The 16,863-nt window shown below is 40.3% G+C and carries 12 protein-coding genes; 7 read left to right on the plus strand and 5 right to left on the minus strand.

Annotated elements, in window-relative coordinates:
- Positions 1-20 precede the first annotated feature (20 nt).
- From gcvH to AY601_RS22785, 7 genes are all read left to right on the plus strand, one after another.
- Positions 21-401, plus strand: coding sequence for a glycine cleavage system protein GcvH (gene gcvH, locus AY601_RS22755; protein WP_068405573.1), 381 nt, complete (start codon positions 21-23; stop codon positions 399-401).
- Positions 402-404: 3 nt separating this feature from the next.
- A complete protein-coding gene (locus tag AY601_RS22760) occupies positions 405-809 on the plus strand; it encodes a VanZ family protein (protein WP_068405576.1) in 405 nt (134 codons plus the stop codon).
- Between the two features lie 274 nt (positions 810-1,083).
- Positions 1,084-3,927 carry an outer membrane beta-barrel family protein gene (locus AY601_RS22765; RefSeq protein WP_232324651.1) on the plus strand — a complete coding sequence of 948 codons (2,844 nt, stop codon included), beginning with the start codon at positions 1,084-1,086 and terminating at the stop codon, positions 3,925-3,927.
- Positions 3,928-4,335: 408 nt separating this feature from the next.
- Positions 4,336-6,759: a TonB-dependent receptor gene (locus AY601_RS22770; RefSeq protein WP_068405581.1), complete on the plus strand. Its 2,424-nt coding sequence runs from the start codon at positions 4,336-4,338 to the stop codon at positions 6,757-6,759.
- A gap of 546 nt (positions 6,760-7,305) precedes the next feature.
- Positions 7,306-7,521: a FeoA family protein gene (locus AY601_RS22775; protein WP_068405584.1), complete on the plus strand. Its 216-nt coding sequence runs from the start codon at positions 7,306-7,308 to the stop codon at positions 7,519-7,521.
- A gap of 7 nt (positions 7,522-7,528) precedes the next feature.
- A complete protein-coding gene (feoB, locus tag AY601_RS22780) occupies positions 7,529-9,646 on the plus strand; it encodes a ferrous iron transport protein B (protein WP_068405587.1) in 2,118 nt (705 codons plus the stop codon).
- Positions 9,647-9,664: 18 nt separating this feature from the next.
- Complete coding sequence (locus tag AY601_RS22785) at positions 9,665-10,279, plus strand: SprT-like domain-containing protein (protein WP_232324652.1); 615 nt, start codon at positions 9,665-9,667, stop codon at positions 10,277-10,279.
- On the opposite strand, the gene AY601_RS22790 is transcribed toward AY601_RS22785, so the two are convergent.
- From AY601_RS22790 to rpiB, 5 genes are all read right to left on the minus strand, one after another.
- The gene (locus AY601_RS22790) at positions 10,228-11,046 is read right to left on the minus strand and encodes a hypothetical protein (protein ID WP_157288070.1); all 819 of its coding nucleotides are present in this window, start codon (positions 11,044-11,046) and stop codon (positions 10,228-10,230) included. The two genes, AY601_RS22785 and AY601_RS22790, sit on opposite strands and share 52 nt — an antisense overlap.
- A 57-nt stretch (positions 11,047-11,103) precedes the next feature.
- Entirely contained in the window at positions 11,104-13,080 is a 1,977-nt protein-coding gene (locus AY601_RS22795; RefSeq protein WP_068405593.1) for an alpha-ketoacid dehydrogenase subunit alpha/beta, read from the minus strand.
- Positions 13,081-13,085: 5 nt separating this feature from the next.
- Complete coding sequence (locus tag AY601_RS22800) at positions 13,086-14,477, minus strand: LutB/LldF family L-lactate oxidation iron-sulfur protein (RefSeq protein ID WP_068405596.1); 1,392 nt, start codon at positions 14,475-14,477, stop codon at positions 13,086-13,088.
- A 105-nt stretch (positions 14,478-14,582) separates the two neighbouring features.
- Positions 14,583-16,217: a M28 family peptidase gene (locus AY601_RS22805; RefSeq protein ID WP_068405599.1), complete on the minus strand. Its 1,635-nt coding sequence runs from the start codon at positions 16,215-16,217 to the stop codon at positions 14,583-14,585.
- Positions 16,218-16,426: 209 nt separating this feature from the next.
- The gene (rpiB, locus tag AY601_RS22810; protein ID WP_068405602.1) at positions 16,427-16,861 is read right to left on the minus strand and encodes a ribose 5-phosphate isomerase B; all 435 of its coding nucleotides are present in this window, start codon (positions 16,859-16,861) and stop codon (positions 16,427-16,429) included.
- Between the last annotated feature and the right edge of the window lie 2 nt (positions 16,862-16,863).

The raw sequence follows: 16,863 nt of genomic DNA on the forward strand, positions 1-16,863 counted from the left end.
GCAATCAAATCGAATAAAAAATGAATTTTCCATCAGAACTAAAGTACACTAAAGACCACGAATGGGTTAGAGTTGAAGGTAATGAAGCCTTTATTGGTATAACTGATTTCGCACAACGTGAATTAGGTGATATCGTTTATATCGATATCAATACCGTAGGTGAGGAAGTAAGTAAGGATGATGTTTTCGGTAGTGTTGAAGCCGTTAAAACTGTATCTGACTTATTTATGCCGGTTACTGCTACTGTATTAGAAATTAATGCTGCATTGAACGATAGCCCGGAATTAGTGAATTCTGATCCTTACGGAGAAGGCTGGATGGTTAAAGTAACCTTAAGTGATGCTGCACAGGTAGCTGAATTATTGGATGCTGCTGCATACCAGGCTTTAGTTGGTGCTTAATAAATGAATAAATTCAAAGTACTCTTGCATCAACGCTTAGCTCTTATCTGGACAGTGTTTATCTTGATTCTTTGTACCATGAAAATGCCTGATTCCGTTGGTGAATCAGGCTTTTTCTTTACAGGGTTTGACAAGATAGTACATCTGGGTTTTTTTTATGTCCTTACTATTTTACTGTTTTACGGTGAAACAAAAGGTCAGCGCAGAGATAATTTCGGAATCTTAACTATCTTTAAGATCCTGATGCTCACTTTTGCTTTAGGTGGTTTTATTGAGCTGATCCAATATCAGTTCTTCACTTACCGTTCTGCGGAGTGGTGGGATCTGGGTTGTGACATGATCGGTGTATTTATGGCTATATTTGCTTATGTGTGTTTAAATAAATCTAACTATGAAAAGGAAAGCTAGTATTTTGTTTTTGTTAGCGATAGGGCTGTTGAGCAGCTGTCGTATTTTTAAACCGGGTTGCCATTGCCCGAAAGTGAGCTATTCAGTGCCTGCAGCGCAGAAAAACAAGCTAAATTCTTAGTTGTTCTCTCCTTTGTTAAAACATTTTATCAGCCTCTTAAGCTGAATAAACGGGTGTATTTAAAATGTTACCCATATTTTAACAGCTAAAAACAAACCATTTACCTTTCTTAGAGTCAGACAAGGATATAATTGAAAATATCTAGCTTCTCCCATGATGACTTTTACAAAAAATCTCCTGCTGATTGCATTCCTCCTGATCAGTTTTTCTTCGTATGCCCAGTTAAAAAACGGCTCCGTTAGCGGAAAGGTCGTTAATGCAAAAGACCGTTTACCCGTAGACTATGCTTCGGTAGCAGTCAAAAGTCTTAAAGATTCAAGTGTTGCGGGTGTGATCAATACAGAAGCCGATGGCTCTTTTGCACTCAAAGGACTTGCTCCGGGGCTTTACAGGCTTACAGTGGCCTATCTCGGTTTAAATAATGTCAATAAAGAATTTACGGTATCTGCTGCAACGCCATCAATCAATTTAGGCACGCTGGCGATGGAGAATACCGGGCTGAATTTAAATACAGTAGTGATTAAAGGAGTAGTTACTCCGGTAGTGGTTAAAACTGATACAGTAGAGTACAGTGCTGGTGCTTATAAGGTAAGAGAAAATGCTGTAGTAGAAGATGTACTGAAGAAACTGCCTGGTGTTGATGTGGCTAAGGATGGGTCTATAAAGGCTCAGGGAGAAACGGTAACACGTGTTCGTGTGGATGGTAAAGATTTCTTCGGAAATGATCCTTTGTTGGCTACAAAGAATTTACCGGCTGATATGATTGATAAGATCCAGGTGATTGATTTGCTTTCGGATCAGGCCCAGTTTACTGGTGTGGATGATGGGAACAGGGAAAAGATTATTAATATCACGACCAAGAAAGATAAGAAGAATGGTTATTTCGGAAATTCAAGTGTTGGTTACGGTACAGATGACCGTTATGATGTGAATCTGAATGTCAATAAGTTTAATAAGGAGCAACAGTTTTCTGTGATCGGTCAGTTTAACAATGTCAACAAACAGAACTTTGGTGGCGGTGGCGGCCTGGGTAATGGTGGCGGCGGCGGCGGTGGTGGTGGCGGTGGCCGTTTTAGTGCGGCATCAGGTGCTCCACCGCAAGGGATTACCAATACCAATGCTTTCGGTATTAACTTTGCCGATGTTTATACAGACCAGACTAAAATTACCGCTAGTTATTTCTTCAATAAGACTTCTTTGTTCAATGAGCAGACCAGTTTGAGGGAAAACTTGTTGGGCGATAGCAGAACTCTTTTTAATCAGGATCTGACAAGCAATACGGAGAGTAAAAATCACCGTTTCAACTTCTTAATTGATACTAAGATTGACTCAACGATGTCTATTCGTGTACAGCCAAATATTTCTTATACGGAAACGGGGTTGGCTCAGAATACCAATTATGTGAATACTTATGATAAGTATCAGACGGTGGGTACACAGGGGTATAATACCAATTCTACTTCGCCGGTAATCGGCAATAATATTCTCTTAAGGAAGAAATTTGCTAAAAAGGGACGTACTTTATCTTTAAATATCAATACAAGTATCAATGATAATGATTCTAAAATCTATAATGATATTAGCAATGTAACTACGCAAGGTGATTCGGTAAGCAATTCGGTAATTAACCAGCTGAACAACCAGAATTCGCATTCCATTTCGAATACTTCAAGATTGGTTTATACAGAGCCAATTTCCAAAACGCTGAACCTGGAGCTGAACTATCAGAATACTTATAGTTTTAACAATAGTGAGCGTTTCAATTATAACTTTAACCCGATAACTTCTCAGTATGATATACCTGATCTGACTTATACCAATACTTATGAAAATAAGACGCTGACGAATGCGGTTGGGGCAAGTTTGAATAAGAATACGGAGAAGTTAAATTGGAATATAGGGGTCGGCGTACAGAATACGGACAGAAGAAATGACAACCTGACAACTGGTAATGTGATCACTCAGAATTTTTATAATATCGTTCCTACAGCACAGTTGCGTTATAAATTCAGCAAGAGCAAAAGGTTAGTGATCAGGTACCGTGGAAATACGCAACAGCCTTCAATTAATCAGATTCAGCCTATTCCTGACAATACCAATGCGCAGAGTATTCCGATTGGTAATCCTGGCTTGAAACCTTCTTTCACGAATAATCTGACTGTGTTGTATAATAATTTCGACTTCGCGAAGTTTCGTTCATTGTTCATCTTTGCAAACATCAGCCAGACTTTTAATGCTTTTGGAAATGATAGCAGGTTAATTGATGCGCCAAATGATCCTAATTTTGGAAAGCTTGCGGTTGTTCCTGTAAATGTGAATGGGGTTTATCAGGGTACTTTAGGTTCTTCACTGGGTTTGCCTATTATCAAGGAGAATAAACTGAATTTGAATATAGATTTAGGTGGTACTTATGCCAGAGGGGTCAATTTCACGAATTCTCTGCAAAATGTGACGAATGATCTTTCGATCACCAATAAATACAGGTTAGTTTCTTCTATGGATAAACTGGATCTGACTGCAAGTGTGGCAGGGTCAATTAACCGTGCTACTTATTCTGCTCAGTCAGCGGCAAATACTACTTATTATACCCTGAATCCGGCCATTGATGTGAGTTATATGTTCCCTGGAAATATCCGTCTTGCTGTAAATGTGGATTATTTCCAGAATACGGGAAGAGGGCCGGAGTACAATACAAACTTCACGATCATGAATGGGTATATCAGTAAACAGTTTTTCAAGAACAGGGGAACGTTTAAGGTTGCTGTGAATGATGCGCTGAATCAGAATCAGGGGATTTCAAGAACTTCAAGTAATAACACGATTACAGATTTAAGGTATAATGTGTTGAAAAGATATTATATGTTCTCGTTTACTTATTCTTTAAGCAGAATGGGTGGCAAGACTATGCAGAATGATGTGCCAATGCCGGGTATGGGTGGTGGTGGTCGCAGTGGTGGTTTTGGTGGGGGTGGTGGAAGAAGAGGTGGGGATATGTAATATAAAAAAAACAACCCTGCTATGTTCGGCCGACATTAGAAATGAATGTCCTCACATTAGCAGGTTTGTTTTTTTTAATTCCAATCCTTAATGGGGATTTAATGGATTGCTTCACAGATGTTGGTTTATTGGATGGGTAAATAGGGTTGACTGCTTGCAGGATTGCTACGATAGATAATAATTGATAGGTGATACTTTTTTAATAATTTATTGACGTGTGATAGCGCTATTTGCAGGATTATAATTGGGGATTTACTACGTAAGTGTTCAGCTAAAACAATTTATTTAATGAACTGACAATATTCTGCGCTAAAAGCTATTATTTAGACTGATTTAAAATAATTTTGAATACTTGGTAAAATTGCACTTACTTTGCGCCAAAATTATATATAATCAATCTAAATAATTATGGTAAAACAATTACTTTCATTAATTTTCATCTTATTTTTAAGTACTAGCCTTTACGCGCAGCATACTGGAAACATCAAAGGTAGAATCACTACTTCGGATGGAACTGTGGCCGATGGGGTAACTGTAAAATTAAAGGGTACTACTTTTGGTGCAATTACTGAAGAGAATGGTTCTTATTCAATCAGGAAAGTACCAGCAGGGCAATATACGCTTGTTGTTTCTGCTATTGGCCTATATCCTAAAGAAAAACAAATTACAGTGACTAAGGAAACTGTAATCGCTGACTTCTCTTTGAATGAGAACAAGTCACAGTTGAAGGATGTTCAGATTTCTACCAATAAAAAATATAAAGTAGAAAAGGTCTCTTCTTCTTTACGTTTACAAACAAAGTTATTAGAGTTACCTCAAAATATTAAAGTTGTTACCAGTCAGCTGATGGCAGACCAAATGGCTTTTGATATTGTTGACGGTGTAACCAGAAACGTAAGTGGTGCCGTAAGGGTTGGCCACTGGGATGCGCAGTATGCAAACATTTATATGCGTGGTTTCTCTATTCCGGGATTCCGTAATGGGATGAATTTAAAAACCCCATGGGGCCCGCTTGCAGATGATGCAGCTACAATTGACCGGATTGAATTCGTGAAGGGCCCTGCCGGTTTTATGATGGCAAATGGTGAGCCGGGTGGTCTTTACAATATCGTTACTAAAAAACCTACGGGTACGAATCAAAGTTCTGTTAGCCTGAGTGCTGGTGGATATAACCTTGCACGTGCTGCGGTAGATTTGGATACCAAGCTTTCTGCTGATGGTAAATTGTTGTTTCGCTTAAACGTAGCTGCGCAAACTAAAGGCAGTTTCAATAAGTTCAACTACAATGATAAGTATGTAATTGCACCTGTAATCAGCTATCAGATTGATAGCAATACCAAAGTTACTGCTGAATATACACACCAGCATGTAGAGGCATTAGCATTGGGTAACTACGGATTCTCTCCGAAAGGATTTGGTGATACCGATCCTGGCTTCTTTGTTGGAGATCCTTCATTAGATCCGAATAAGCTGAATGACCATAACGTTACCCTTTATTTAAATCATAAATTCAATAAAGACTGGACATTTAACGCACAGGCAGCCTACCTGAATTACTCCTTATTAGGAGGTACACCATGGCCATCTACGATCGCTGCTAACGGTGATATGAGAAGAGGCTTAAGCATCAGTGAAGAATTAGCAATCAATAAAAATATCCAGTTAAGCTTACAAGGCCAGTTCAAAACAGGTGAAGTTGTACACACAGTTTTAGGTGGTATTGATATGGGTAACTTAAAAACCTGGGGTGACTTTTCGAGTGTTTCACAACCAGATCTTCAGTTGGCTGGTAATGCTACTTTTAATATTTACAATCCTGTTTATGGGATTCCAACTGCTAACATTCCATTATTTGACAGGTCAAGAAGTATTCAGGTAAGATCGGGTGCAAATACTTATGCAACCAATTCAACTTATACCGGAGCCTATTTACAAGATGAATTGCGTTTCCTGGATGAGAAATTGCGTTTGACATTAGCAGGCCGTTTTACCCATGCAGAAACAGTTGGTAAAACCAATGCGACACAAATGTCAGACAATGCCTTTACCCCGAGAGTGGGCTTAAGTTATTCCATCACTAAAGATTTCTCTGCTTATACCTTATACGACCAAAGCTTTATCCCTCAATCTCAAGCTTCGAGATCAGCAACCGGAGACGTCTTTAAACCCGTAACAGGTAATAATATTGAATTTGGATTGAAAAAAGACTGGTTTGGCGGAAAATGGAACTCCACATTCTCTATGTATAAAATCACAAAGAAAAATGTCTTAACTCCTGACCCGGCATACCCTCTTGGAGATCCAAATAACTTCATGGTACAATTAGGTGAAGTTCAATCTAAAGGTATTGAATTTGACTTAGTAGGAGAAGTAGCAGAAGGCTTAAACTTAACCCTGAACTATGCTTACACAGATCCAAAAGTAACCAGAGATGAGAACAAAGATCCGGCAAGAAATGCTACTGGAACTTACCTGGCGAATACAGCTAAGCACATTACTAACGGATGGTTATCATACCGATACAGAAATGCAAACTCGATATTTGACGGAATTGGATTCTCAGGTGGTTACCAAATGCTATTAAACCGTTACGCAGGATCAGGACCTACTCAAACCCCATTTGCAGATTATATCCGTTTCGATGCAGGTATATCTTACGTAAAAGGTAAATTCTCCATCACAGGTTTAGTAAGTAACTTGTTGGATAAAAAACTATTCACTCAAGGTTCTTATACTAAACTAGCAAAAGAAACAGCGACATCAGTTTCTTATTACACTTACATTTATGAAGTACCTAGAAACGGAAGAATCAGTGTTAAATACAACTTCTAATACTGAATAAATATTAAACAAATAATAACCTCAGGTGTCAATAAACAAGCACCTGAGGTTATTAACAAATAACAATCTTAAGGGGCTCCCAATAAGCACTTGAGGCTATTAACAAATAACAATCCTTAGCGTTTCTTCAATAAACACCTAAGACTACTAACAAATAACAATTCTTAGCGCGTCATCCAATAAATACCTAAGGTTTCTGACAATAACAATCCTTAGGGCGCCAACAAACAAGCAATCCTTAAAGCATCATCAAATAACAATCCTTAACGCGTCAACAAGTAAAGCGCCGACAAAGGCGTTAACCGCCATCCATAATTAAATTCCAAATAAATCCACTCGTATAAAACACTTCTCCATTGTGGATTGGATAAAAACAAAGATACTTAATGTGAGGGCATTCGTTCCGAGCCCCTTCAGGCGACGGCAATGTCGCCCGAACATAAGTATCCTTTGTTTTTATGTATTAATGGTGTCACAACGAGGGTCTTTATTTGGATTTATTATTGATAAAGGGTACATTGCGGGCTAATTAAATATATGAAACTTTCGCAGTTAAATCCAGGAGAACGTGGCACTATTGTAGCCTTTACAGATTTAGAAATGTCAGTAAAACTAATGGAAATGGGCTGTTTGCCTGGAGAAGTTGTGGAAGTTGAACGTTTTGCACCACTAGGTGACCCCATGGCAATACGCGTTGCCGGATACCAATTATGTTTACGTAAAAACGAAGCTTCTGTTATTATAATTTCTTAGATCTATCTTGGCTACTACACTGAAAATTGCGTTAGTTGGTAATCCGAATACAGGAAAATCAACACTATTTAACTTACTAACCGGATTGAACCAGAAGATCGGTAACTTCCCCGGTATCACTGTTGATAAGAAAACTGGTTTCTGCAAACTCTCCGCCACACAACAGGCCGAAATAATCGATCTGCCAGGAACCTACAGCTTATATCCAAAAAGCAGAGACGAAAGTATCGTATTTCAAGTATTAGCCGATAAAAAAAACTCAAGCCATCCAGACCTCATTGTATTGGTCGCCGACGCAACTAACCTGCGCAGGAACCTGCTCCTTTACTCACAAGTAGCAGACTTACGTATTCCAGTCGTACTCGCACTGAATATGACTGACATGGCTACCAAAGAAGGCATCAATGTCAATATTGATGAACTCTCTTCACGCCTCGGCATCCAGGTTGTTGCCATCTCTGCCAGAAGTAAAACAGGCCTTGACGCACTAAAACAAGCTATTGCCAATACCACTGCTATCCCTACACAAGTAGACGGAACTGACGTTAATGTACTGGCTCCAGCCGCTATTAATGAAAGCAAAACCCTCCTTGATACCGATAACGACTACTTTGCACTGCAAATTCTGCATCAGCACGAGCATCTTGAAATCTATACCGCTCAGCAACATTCGCAATTCGAGCAAATTAAAAAAGCACACGAATTCGAATCCTCCAAACTACAGGCAGCAGAAACCATTGCCCGTTACAGATACTTAAGTACCATATTATCCGGCGTTATCGAAGATACCGGCGCCTCCAAAAAATTTGCATTCAGTGATAAAATAGACTCGGTTCTGACCAACCGTTTCTGGGGATTCTTCATCTTCCTGTTTATCCTGTTCTTTATTTTTAATGCGATCTTTTCATGGTCTGCCTATCCAATGAGCCTCATTGAAGGTGCCTTTGGCTGGATTGCGAAAACAGGACACGAATACCTTCCCGACGGAGTATTAACCAACCTTCTTTTAGACGGGGTAGTTGCCGGACTAGGCGGGATTATTGTATTTATCCCTCAGATTGCCATTCTGTTTGCACTGATTTCCATCCTGGAAGATACCGGCTATATGGCCAGGGTAACCTTTATGATGGATAAGATCATGCGAAAGTTTGGAATGAGCGGGAAGTCAGTCGTACCGATGATCGGTAGTTTCGCCTGTGCCGTTCCCTCTATTATGAGTGCACGGAATATTGAAAACTGGAAAGACAGGATCATTACTATTATGGTTTCCCCCTTAGTCAGCTGCTCAGCAAGGCTTCCGGTTTATACCTTACTTATCTCCCTGATTATTCCTGACACCAAACTACTTGGCTTTATCAGTATGCAGGCACTGGCCCTGATGGGCATGTACCTGATCAGCATCATTGCTGCGGTTACCGTAGCTTTCGTGATGAAATTTATGATTAAGGCAACAGAAAAATCTTACTTTATTATGGAGCTGCCTGTTTACAGAATGCCAAGATGGAGTAACGTCCTGTTCACCATGTATGAAAAATCTAAAACCTTCGTATTTGAAGCAGGTAAGGTGATTATTGCAATATCTATAGTCTTATGGGTGATGGCAACCTACGGCCCCTCAGAGAAATTCGAGCAGATAGAAACGAAATACGCTAAAATAGAAATGCAAAAAGACAGTGTACAGATCAGTACGCTCGAAAGAGATAAATCAGCTGAAAAGCTGGAAAACTCTTACGCAGGGATTCTGGGCAGAAGTATTGAACCAGTTATTAAACCTTTGGGATTTGACTGGAAGATTGGTATTGCACTGATTACCTCATTCGCTGCCCGCGAAGCCTTTGTAGGCACGATGGCTACGATTTATAGTGTTGATAACGGAGAAGAAAACCCAGGTACTATACGGGATAAAATGAGAGAGGCGAGAAATCCGGAAACCGGGTTGCCAGTCTTTACCTTTGCCACCGGATTTGCCCTGATGCTGTTTTACGCTTTCGCCATGCAATGTATGAGTACTGTCGCAGTTGTTTACCGCGAAACGAAATCGTGGAAATGGCCGTTGATCCAAACCGTATATATGACCGCTATGGCCTATGTAGCCAGTTTAATCGCTTATCAGTTTTTGAAGTAAATTCTTTATCTTAGGGCTGTGGAAAAAGTTGATGTTTTAGCACAGTATATGCCCCCTGAAGCAGCTCCCGTGATTGCTAAATGGATCGACTACTTTCAATGCGAATTTAAGATCTCTAAAAGCAGGGCGACCAAACTCGGTGACTACAGACACCCTTTTAAAGAACTGGGACATAAAATCTCTGTCAATAATAACCTGAACCGGTATGCCTTCCTGGTGACTACAGTGCATGAATTTGCACACCTGTTAACCTGGAATGATCATAAAAATAAGGTCAAGCCGCACGGTGGGGAATGGAAACACAACTTTAAAAGAATGATGACGCCCTTTCTGGAGCAGCAAGTTTTCCCTGAAGACCTGCAAAAAGCCATTAGTACCTATTTAACAAACCCTTCCGCATCCAGCTGTACCGACTTAAGCCTCTCCAGAGCCCTTAAAAAGTATGACGGTACACTTGACCACTCCCGATTAGAAGAACTCCCCCAGCATACCATATTTACTATTAAAGACGGCCGCAGATTCAAAAAAGGGGAGAAGCTTAGAAAACGTTTCAGATGCGAATGCCTGGATAATGGCAATACTTATTTATTTAGCCCTTTAGCCGAAGTTATTGTATCTGCAACAGGTACATAAATAGAAGCATTATCTTCTATTCTCCATTTAAAGTTTAATTTGTCATCTTTAAACAACGAAGGGAAATTCAATAAACTATCGATATAAGCATCTTTGGTCTTCACCAGAATACTGGATTTGTAATTCGGCTGCTGCTTACTTTTAAGCATGATATAAAGCGCATCCGGGTAAGTGGAAATATTATCAAATACCATTTCAAATTTATCGGTGCCATTGATCGCATCATCGATTCCCTTCACATCCGAAGCATAACTTTCTTCAGGGTACTTATTGTCAGCTGCTTGTACAGGTAAATAAGGAAGTGTACGTAAAGCCTCAGCAGAGCTTGCTGTGCGGCTATCTATTTTGAAGATCACATTGTTTCGCATATAAGTCCGGACGTCCTTAAAAACGCTCCCTTCCTCATTCATAAGCTTAATCCTTTCTTTGACCAGGATCAGGCTGTCATTCTTAAAATAATAACTTTTTACCGAATTACTGATTGTGCCATTTGAAGTATAGGTTTTATACAACATCCCATCGTTATGTGCACTGTACTTTTCTGCATATACAGAAAGATCGCCCGATAAATAGATCAGACTGTATTCTTTCTTATAATCTCTCAATGTCCGGTCAATCGAAGCAGTATAGTTTAAAATAGACTTATCAGTCATATTTGTGGTGCCTTCTTCAGGTAAACCAGCTTGTGGGTGTGTAGATTTAAAATACTTACAACCCGGAAGTGTAAACAGTAAAACTCCTAAACATAGTAGATAAATGGTCTTCATAAAGCGCTCCGGTAAGTAATGGTCTTTTGATGAGCAGGCCATTATCGTGCCAAGGCCTTAGTAAGCCATCAATTTCTGAACAGTTTCATGCAGGCGGCTTTTAGCCAGGAACTGATCTTCAAGCAGCTTACTCATTGGAATAGCAGTGTCCAGACTCGCGCAGCGCATTACAGGTGCATCTAAAGCCGTAAAGCAATGCTCCCCGATCCATGCAGCGATCTCGGCGCCAAAACCACTGCTGAGGGTGTCTTCATGGAGGACAATCACGCGGCCCGTAACTTTTACAGCCGTTGCAACTGTTTCCTTATCCCAAGGCTGCAGACTGCATAAATCTACCAGGTTTACTGATAATTCAGGATGGTCATAAAGATAAGACAGCGACCAGTGAACGCCTAAACCATAGGTAATGATCGTGAATTGCTGCCCCTTTTTAAGCCAGTTAGCTTTGCCGATTTCCAGCGTATAATGACCAGCAGGAACTAATCCACATAAACTTCTGTAGAGAAGTTTATGCTCAAAATAAATAACAGGATTAGGATCTTCAATTGCTGCGAGCAACAAACCCTTCGCATCATAAGGAAAAGCAGGATAAACTATTTTAAGGCCAGGAGTCTTGGTAAACCACGCCTCGTTACTTTGAGAGTGAAAAGGACCCGCACCAGTTCCTGCGCCTGTAGGCATTCTGACTACTACATCCGCTTTTTCTCCCCAGCGGTAATGCGTTTTCGCCAGGTTATTTATGATCTGATTAAATCCACAGGTCACGAAATCTGCAAACTGCATCTCTACGACCGCTTTATAGCCATTGATGGACAGGCCAAGCCCGGCACCGACTATTGCAGACTCGCAAATAGGGGTATTACGGACTCTCGCTTTACCAAATTCTTCTGCGAAACCTGCTGTGATTTTAAATGCACCTCCATATTCAGCAATATCCTGCCCCATAATCACCAGGTTAGAATGCTGTTGCATACCAATTCTCAAACCATCACTGATTGCATCCAGATAACGGGTTTCTACAGAAGGTTCAGCAGGCGGGATTACTTGTTGTATATAAGGATAATACATATCCGTGAGTTCTGTTACTGCAGAAGGCTCGGGATCAGCATCTTTAAAAGCCTGCTCAACTTCCTGGTCCAGTTCAGTTTTAAAACCTGTTTTAATCTCTTGTAAAAGCTTATCAGTCAGAATACCCTGTTCAAACAGATAGCGCTCGAAATTCTTAACCGGATCTTTTTCAGCCCACTGCTCAAACAAGTGGGGAGGAACATATTTTGTACCTGAAGCCTCTTCATGACCTCTCATCCTGAAAGTGAGACATTCCAGTAAAACCGGTCTTGGATTGGCACGGATGTTTTTGGTAATCTCAGTAATCGTATCAAAGACCTCTAAAACGTTGTTTCCGTCAATCTGAATACCTTCAATTCCATAACCAATAGCTTTATCTACTAAATCATTACAATTGAATTGTTCGTTAATTGGTGTAGAAAGGCCGTAACCATTGTTTTCGACCAGAAAGATGACAGGTAAATTCCAGACTGAAGCCACATTAACTGCTTCATGGAAATCACCCTCACTAGTTGCACCTTCTCCTGTAAAGACAAGGGTAGCCTGTTTTTTTTCCGCTATCAGGTCGGCCAGGGCAATTCCATCAGCCAGCGCCAGTTGAGGCCCAAGGTGAGAAATCATCCCTATAATTTTAAATTCCTGGGTGCCAAAATGAAAAGACCGGTCTCTCCCTTTGGTGAAACCAGTCATTTTTCCCTGCCATTGCGCCATTAAATTACGCAGCGGGATATCCCTGGAAGTAAACACACCCAAGTTCCTGTGCATCGGCAAAATGTATTCTTCCGCATTCATGGCTAAGGCAGCCCCCACTGCAATGGCTTCCTGGCCTATACCAGAAAACCATTTACCTATTTGTCCCTGCCTGAGCAGGATCAGCATTTTTTCTTCGACCATTCTGGGATAAAGCAGACGCTTATAAAGCGATAACAACGTTTCATCGTCTTTTTCTTTCCGGTCGAAATGCATATAGGTTAGGTTTGCGGTTTATTTTTGGATTTTTCTTCCCACTGTTTGGCGAAAGATTTTGGTGCGACCTCTGGCATAGCACGGTACTTGCCCCACATTTTTTTGAAGATCAGCTTCATCAAAAAGTTCTTGATTTTTCCACCGAACAAGTCCATTTTTGATCTTTTGGACATCCCTGTATTCCAGATCTTCCAGCCAATATCTTCTGTTTTGGTATTTTGATGCTGTTCTACCGCATCTCTTCTGTTCAGCAGCAACATTTTATGGATGTCAATCTTTACCGGGCAAACTTCAGAGCATTTACCACAAAGACTTGACGCATAACTCAGGTGCTTGAATTCCTTCATCCCCTGTAAATGAGGTGTTATAATAGAGCCAATAGGGCCACTATAAGTGGTATTGTAAGTATGACCGCCAATATTCTTATAAACAGGGCAGGCATTCAGACAAGCGCCGCAACGGATACAATATAACCCCTGACGCTGATCTTTTTGCGCCAGCAGATTCGTGCGTCCGTTGTCCAGTAAAATCACATACATTTCTTCCGGGCCATCAGTTTCATTTGGCTGTCTTGGCCCGCTCAGGATTGAATTGTAAACTGTTAAATTCTGACCTGTTCCATGGCTGGACAACAAAGGCCAGAAAAGATCAAGATCAGCCATAGAAGGAATGATTTTCTCAATCCCGACAATAGCAATGTGTATTTTAGGAAAGGTGGTACTTAAACGTGCATTTCCTTCATTTTCAGTTAGCGCAATGCTCCCTGTATCTGCAATCAGAAAATTTCCACCAGTAATCCCGATATCAGCACTCAGGTATTTCTCTCTTAAGAGCTCCCTTGCTTTTTGTGTAAGCTGTTCTGGCGTATAATCTATCGGAGTACCGAATTTTTCATGGAATAGCTTCGCAATATCCTCCTTGGTCAGGTGCATTGCAGGTGTTACAATATGATAAGGTGCCTGTCCTAACAACTGTACAATAAATTCACCCAGATCACTCTCTAAAGATGATATCCCATTCTTTTCCAGAAAGTCATTCAGGTGAATTTCTTCAGTAGTCATGGATTTCGATTTAATAACCGATTTGCCACCACTTTTATTAATTATATTTAATATTTCTTTTTGTGCTTCTTCTGCATCATTGGCCCAGATTACTTTTCCACCACGGCGTTGGAAATTGGTTTCAAATTCCGGTAAGAACTTGTCCAGGTTTTCCATTACTCTCCACTTGATGACATGCGCCTTCTTTTTTGAGTTTTCTAAATTCTCAAACTTCGTTAAACCCCTTGCAACCGCATCATTGTACTTTCCTATGTTGTGGTTGATTGTGTTACGATGATCTACATCAAATGCCTTCTCATCTGCCTTCACCAAAAACTCTTCAGCAATCTTCGTCATGTTCAAATATAAATAAATGTTTGAGAGCCTGTTTAAAATTAGGGGCTAAAATTAACAAGCTCTTAATAAAACGAAAAAACCTGCAGGTTATGCAGGTTTTTAAAATTATTTCTTTGGTGTGCCGTCTTCATTTTTATCTACGACGGGGCGGGCAGGGCGGTTAACAAGGTTCCAGGCCGTATAATAGACTAACTGAGCACGTCGGGCCAGCAAGTCGAATTTGATCTTGCTCACCTCATCACCCGGCTGGTGGTAATCTTCATGTACCCCATTAAAATAAAAGATAACCGGGATACCATGTTTCGCAAAATTATAGTGGTCTGAACGGTAATAGAACTGGTTTGGATCAGTTCTGTTATTATATTTCATGTCCAGGTTCATTTTCATATACTGCTCATTCGCATTGATTCCTGCTGCATTCAGATCAGAACTCAGCATATCAGAACCAATGATATAAATATAGTCAGGTTTGTCTTCGTGTTCTTTATCCACACGCCCGATCATATCAATATTTAAGTTGGTAATTGTATGCTCCAATGGAAATACAGGATGTTCAGAATACCATTCAGAACCTAATAGTCCTTTTTCTTCTCCAACTACAGTCATAAACAGGATACTTCTTTTAGACCCTTTACCAGCAGCTTTAGCTTTGGTAAAAGCATCAGCAATCAGCAATACGCCCGTAGTTCCAGAACCATCATCGTCAGCTCCATTGTTTACTTTATCAGTACCCGAAGTTGTTAAACCAATATGATCATAGTGACCAGTGATCACCAGGATTTCTTTCTTTAAAACAGGGTCAGATCCTTCCAGAAAACCCAGTACATTTTCGGCTCTGACCTTTACTTCTTCCTTTTTAGCACTACCCGACAAAGCAATTTTAATTACCTGTGAAGCTGGCTGGCCAGTTGAACTGATCTTTTGTTGTAAAGCTTCTACAGTTGTACCTGCTGCTTTTAACAATTCGTTTGCAGTAGCTGTATTGATGTTAATGGTAGGAAAAGTTTTCATCTTTGCCATCCTTGCGGTATTCTCTTCACTTTTCAAAGTAAGCTGTCCTGAACCTGCATTCATCAATTTTGTTTCTTCATTCAAACTATCCAGTGAAGGATCTATCTGAATTACAGCCAATGCTTTGTGATTAGCCAGGTACTGAATTTTTTCTCTTTTCGCAGTCATTGCTTTTCTTCTTGCAGCGCGGTCGGCCGGAGCAGCTTCTGACTGCTGTGATGGGTTGCCAGAAGCAAAGATCACAATCACTTTACCTGCAACATCAATGTTCTTATAGTCATTGTAACCCTCTGTATCCAAGCCGTAACCAGCAAAGATGACTTCTTTCGTATTGAAAGTAAAACCTTCAAGAGAGACATTCGAAGCAGGAACAACAAAATCCCGGTTATATACTTTAGCCTGACCACCAATCGTAAAAACAGGTTGGTTCAGCTGATAAGTAACCATGCCTATCGGTTGAAAATAATCGCCTTGAACAGGGCCTTTTAAACCAATACTTTTGAAATAATTTTTGATATAATCTGCTGCCATCCAGGCACCTTTTTTACCAGTTTCCCTGCCTTCATATTCATCAGATGCGAGTACAGAAAGATGTTTGTAAGCGTTAGCTTTATTGATACTTGCGCTAAACTTTACTGCCGTTTGATTCTGAGCAGGAGTTTGATTTTGTGCACATGCACCCAAGCAAAGCAATAAAGCAATGCTCGTACTTAAAAAGTGTTTATTCATTATTTAGTTTTATGCTGTTTTCTTGTTTTCCAGATGAATTACCCTGGCCTTTAAAAGGTCTTAATATAGGAAATTAACTATTTCTTTTAGCGGCACACGGCCGATTTTTGAGGGAGTCACTATTATGTTACAGCGTAGTCAGAAAAACAACAGGCCCATAATGCCATAGCATTACGGGCCTGTTGTTTTTTTAAGCTAAGCCCGTAAGGCTAGCAGGATATTTTAGCTACGCGCAAAGCATGTCTTCCGCCTTCAAATTCCTTATTCAGAAAGGTCATGACCATTTCTTTGGCCAGATCTTCTGACACGAACCTTGCAGGGATACAAATGATATTCGCATTGTTATGCTGTCTTACTAAAGAAGCAATCTCATTTTCCCAGCAAATCGCTGCTCTGATTCCCTGGTGCTTGTTAGCTGTAATCGCAATCCCATTCGCACTACCGCAGATCAGGATTCCAAAAGCGAACTCCCCATTTTCTACAGCCGAAGCCACCGGATGTGCAAAATCAGGATAATCTGCAGATTCCGGGCTATAAGTACCGAAATCCTGCACCTGGAAATCCTTCAGAAAATCACGTAATAACTCCTTGTAAGCGAAACCAGCATGGTCAGCACCAATAGCGATTTTTAGTTTTGTGGACATCT

This window comes from Pedobacter cryoconitis (assembly GCF_001590605.1).
Classification (GTDB): Bacteria; Bacteroidota; Bacteroidia; order Sphingobacteriales; family Sphingobacteriaceae; genus Pedobacter; species Pedobacter cryoconitis_A.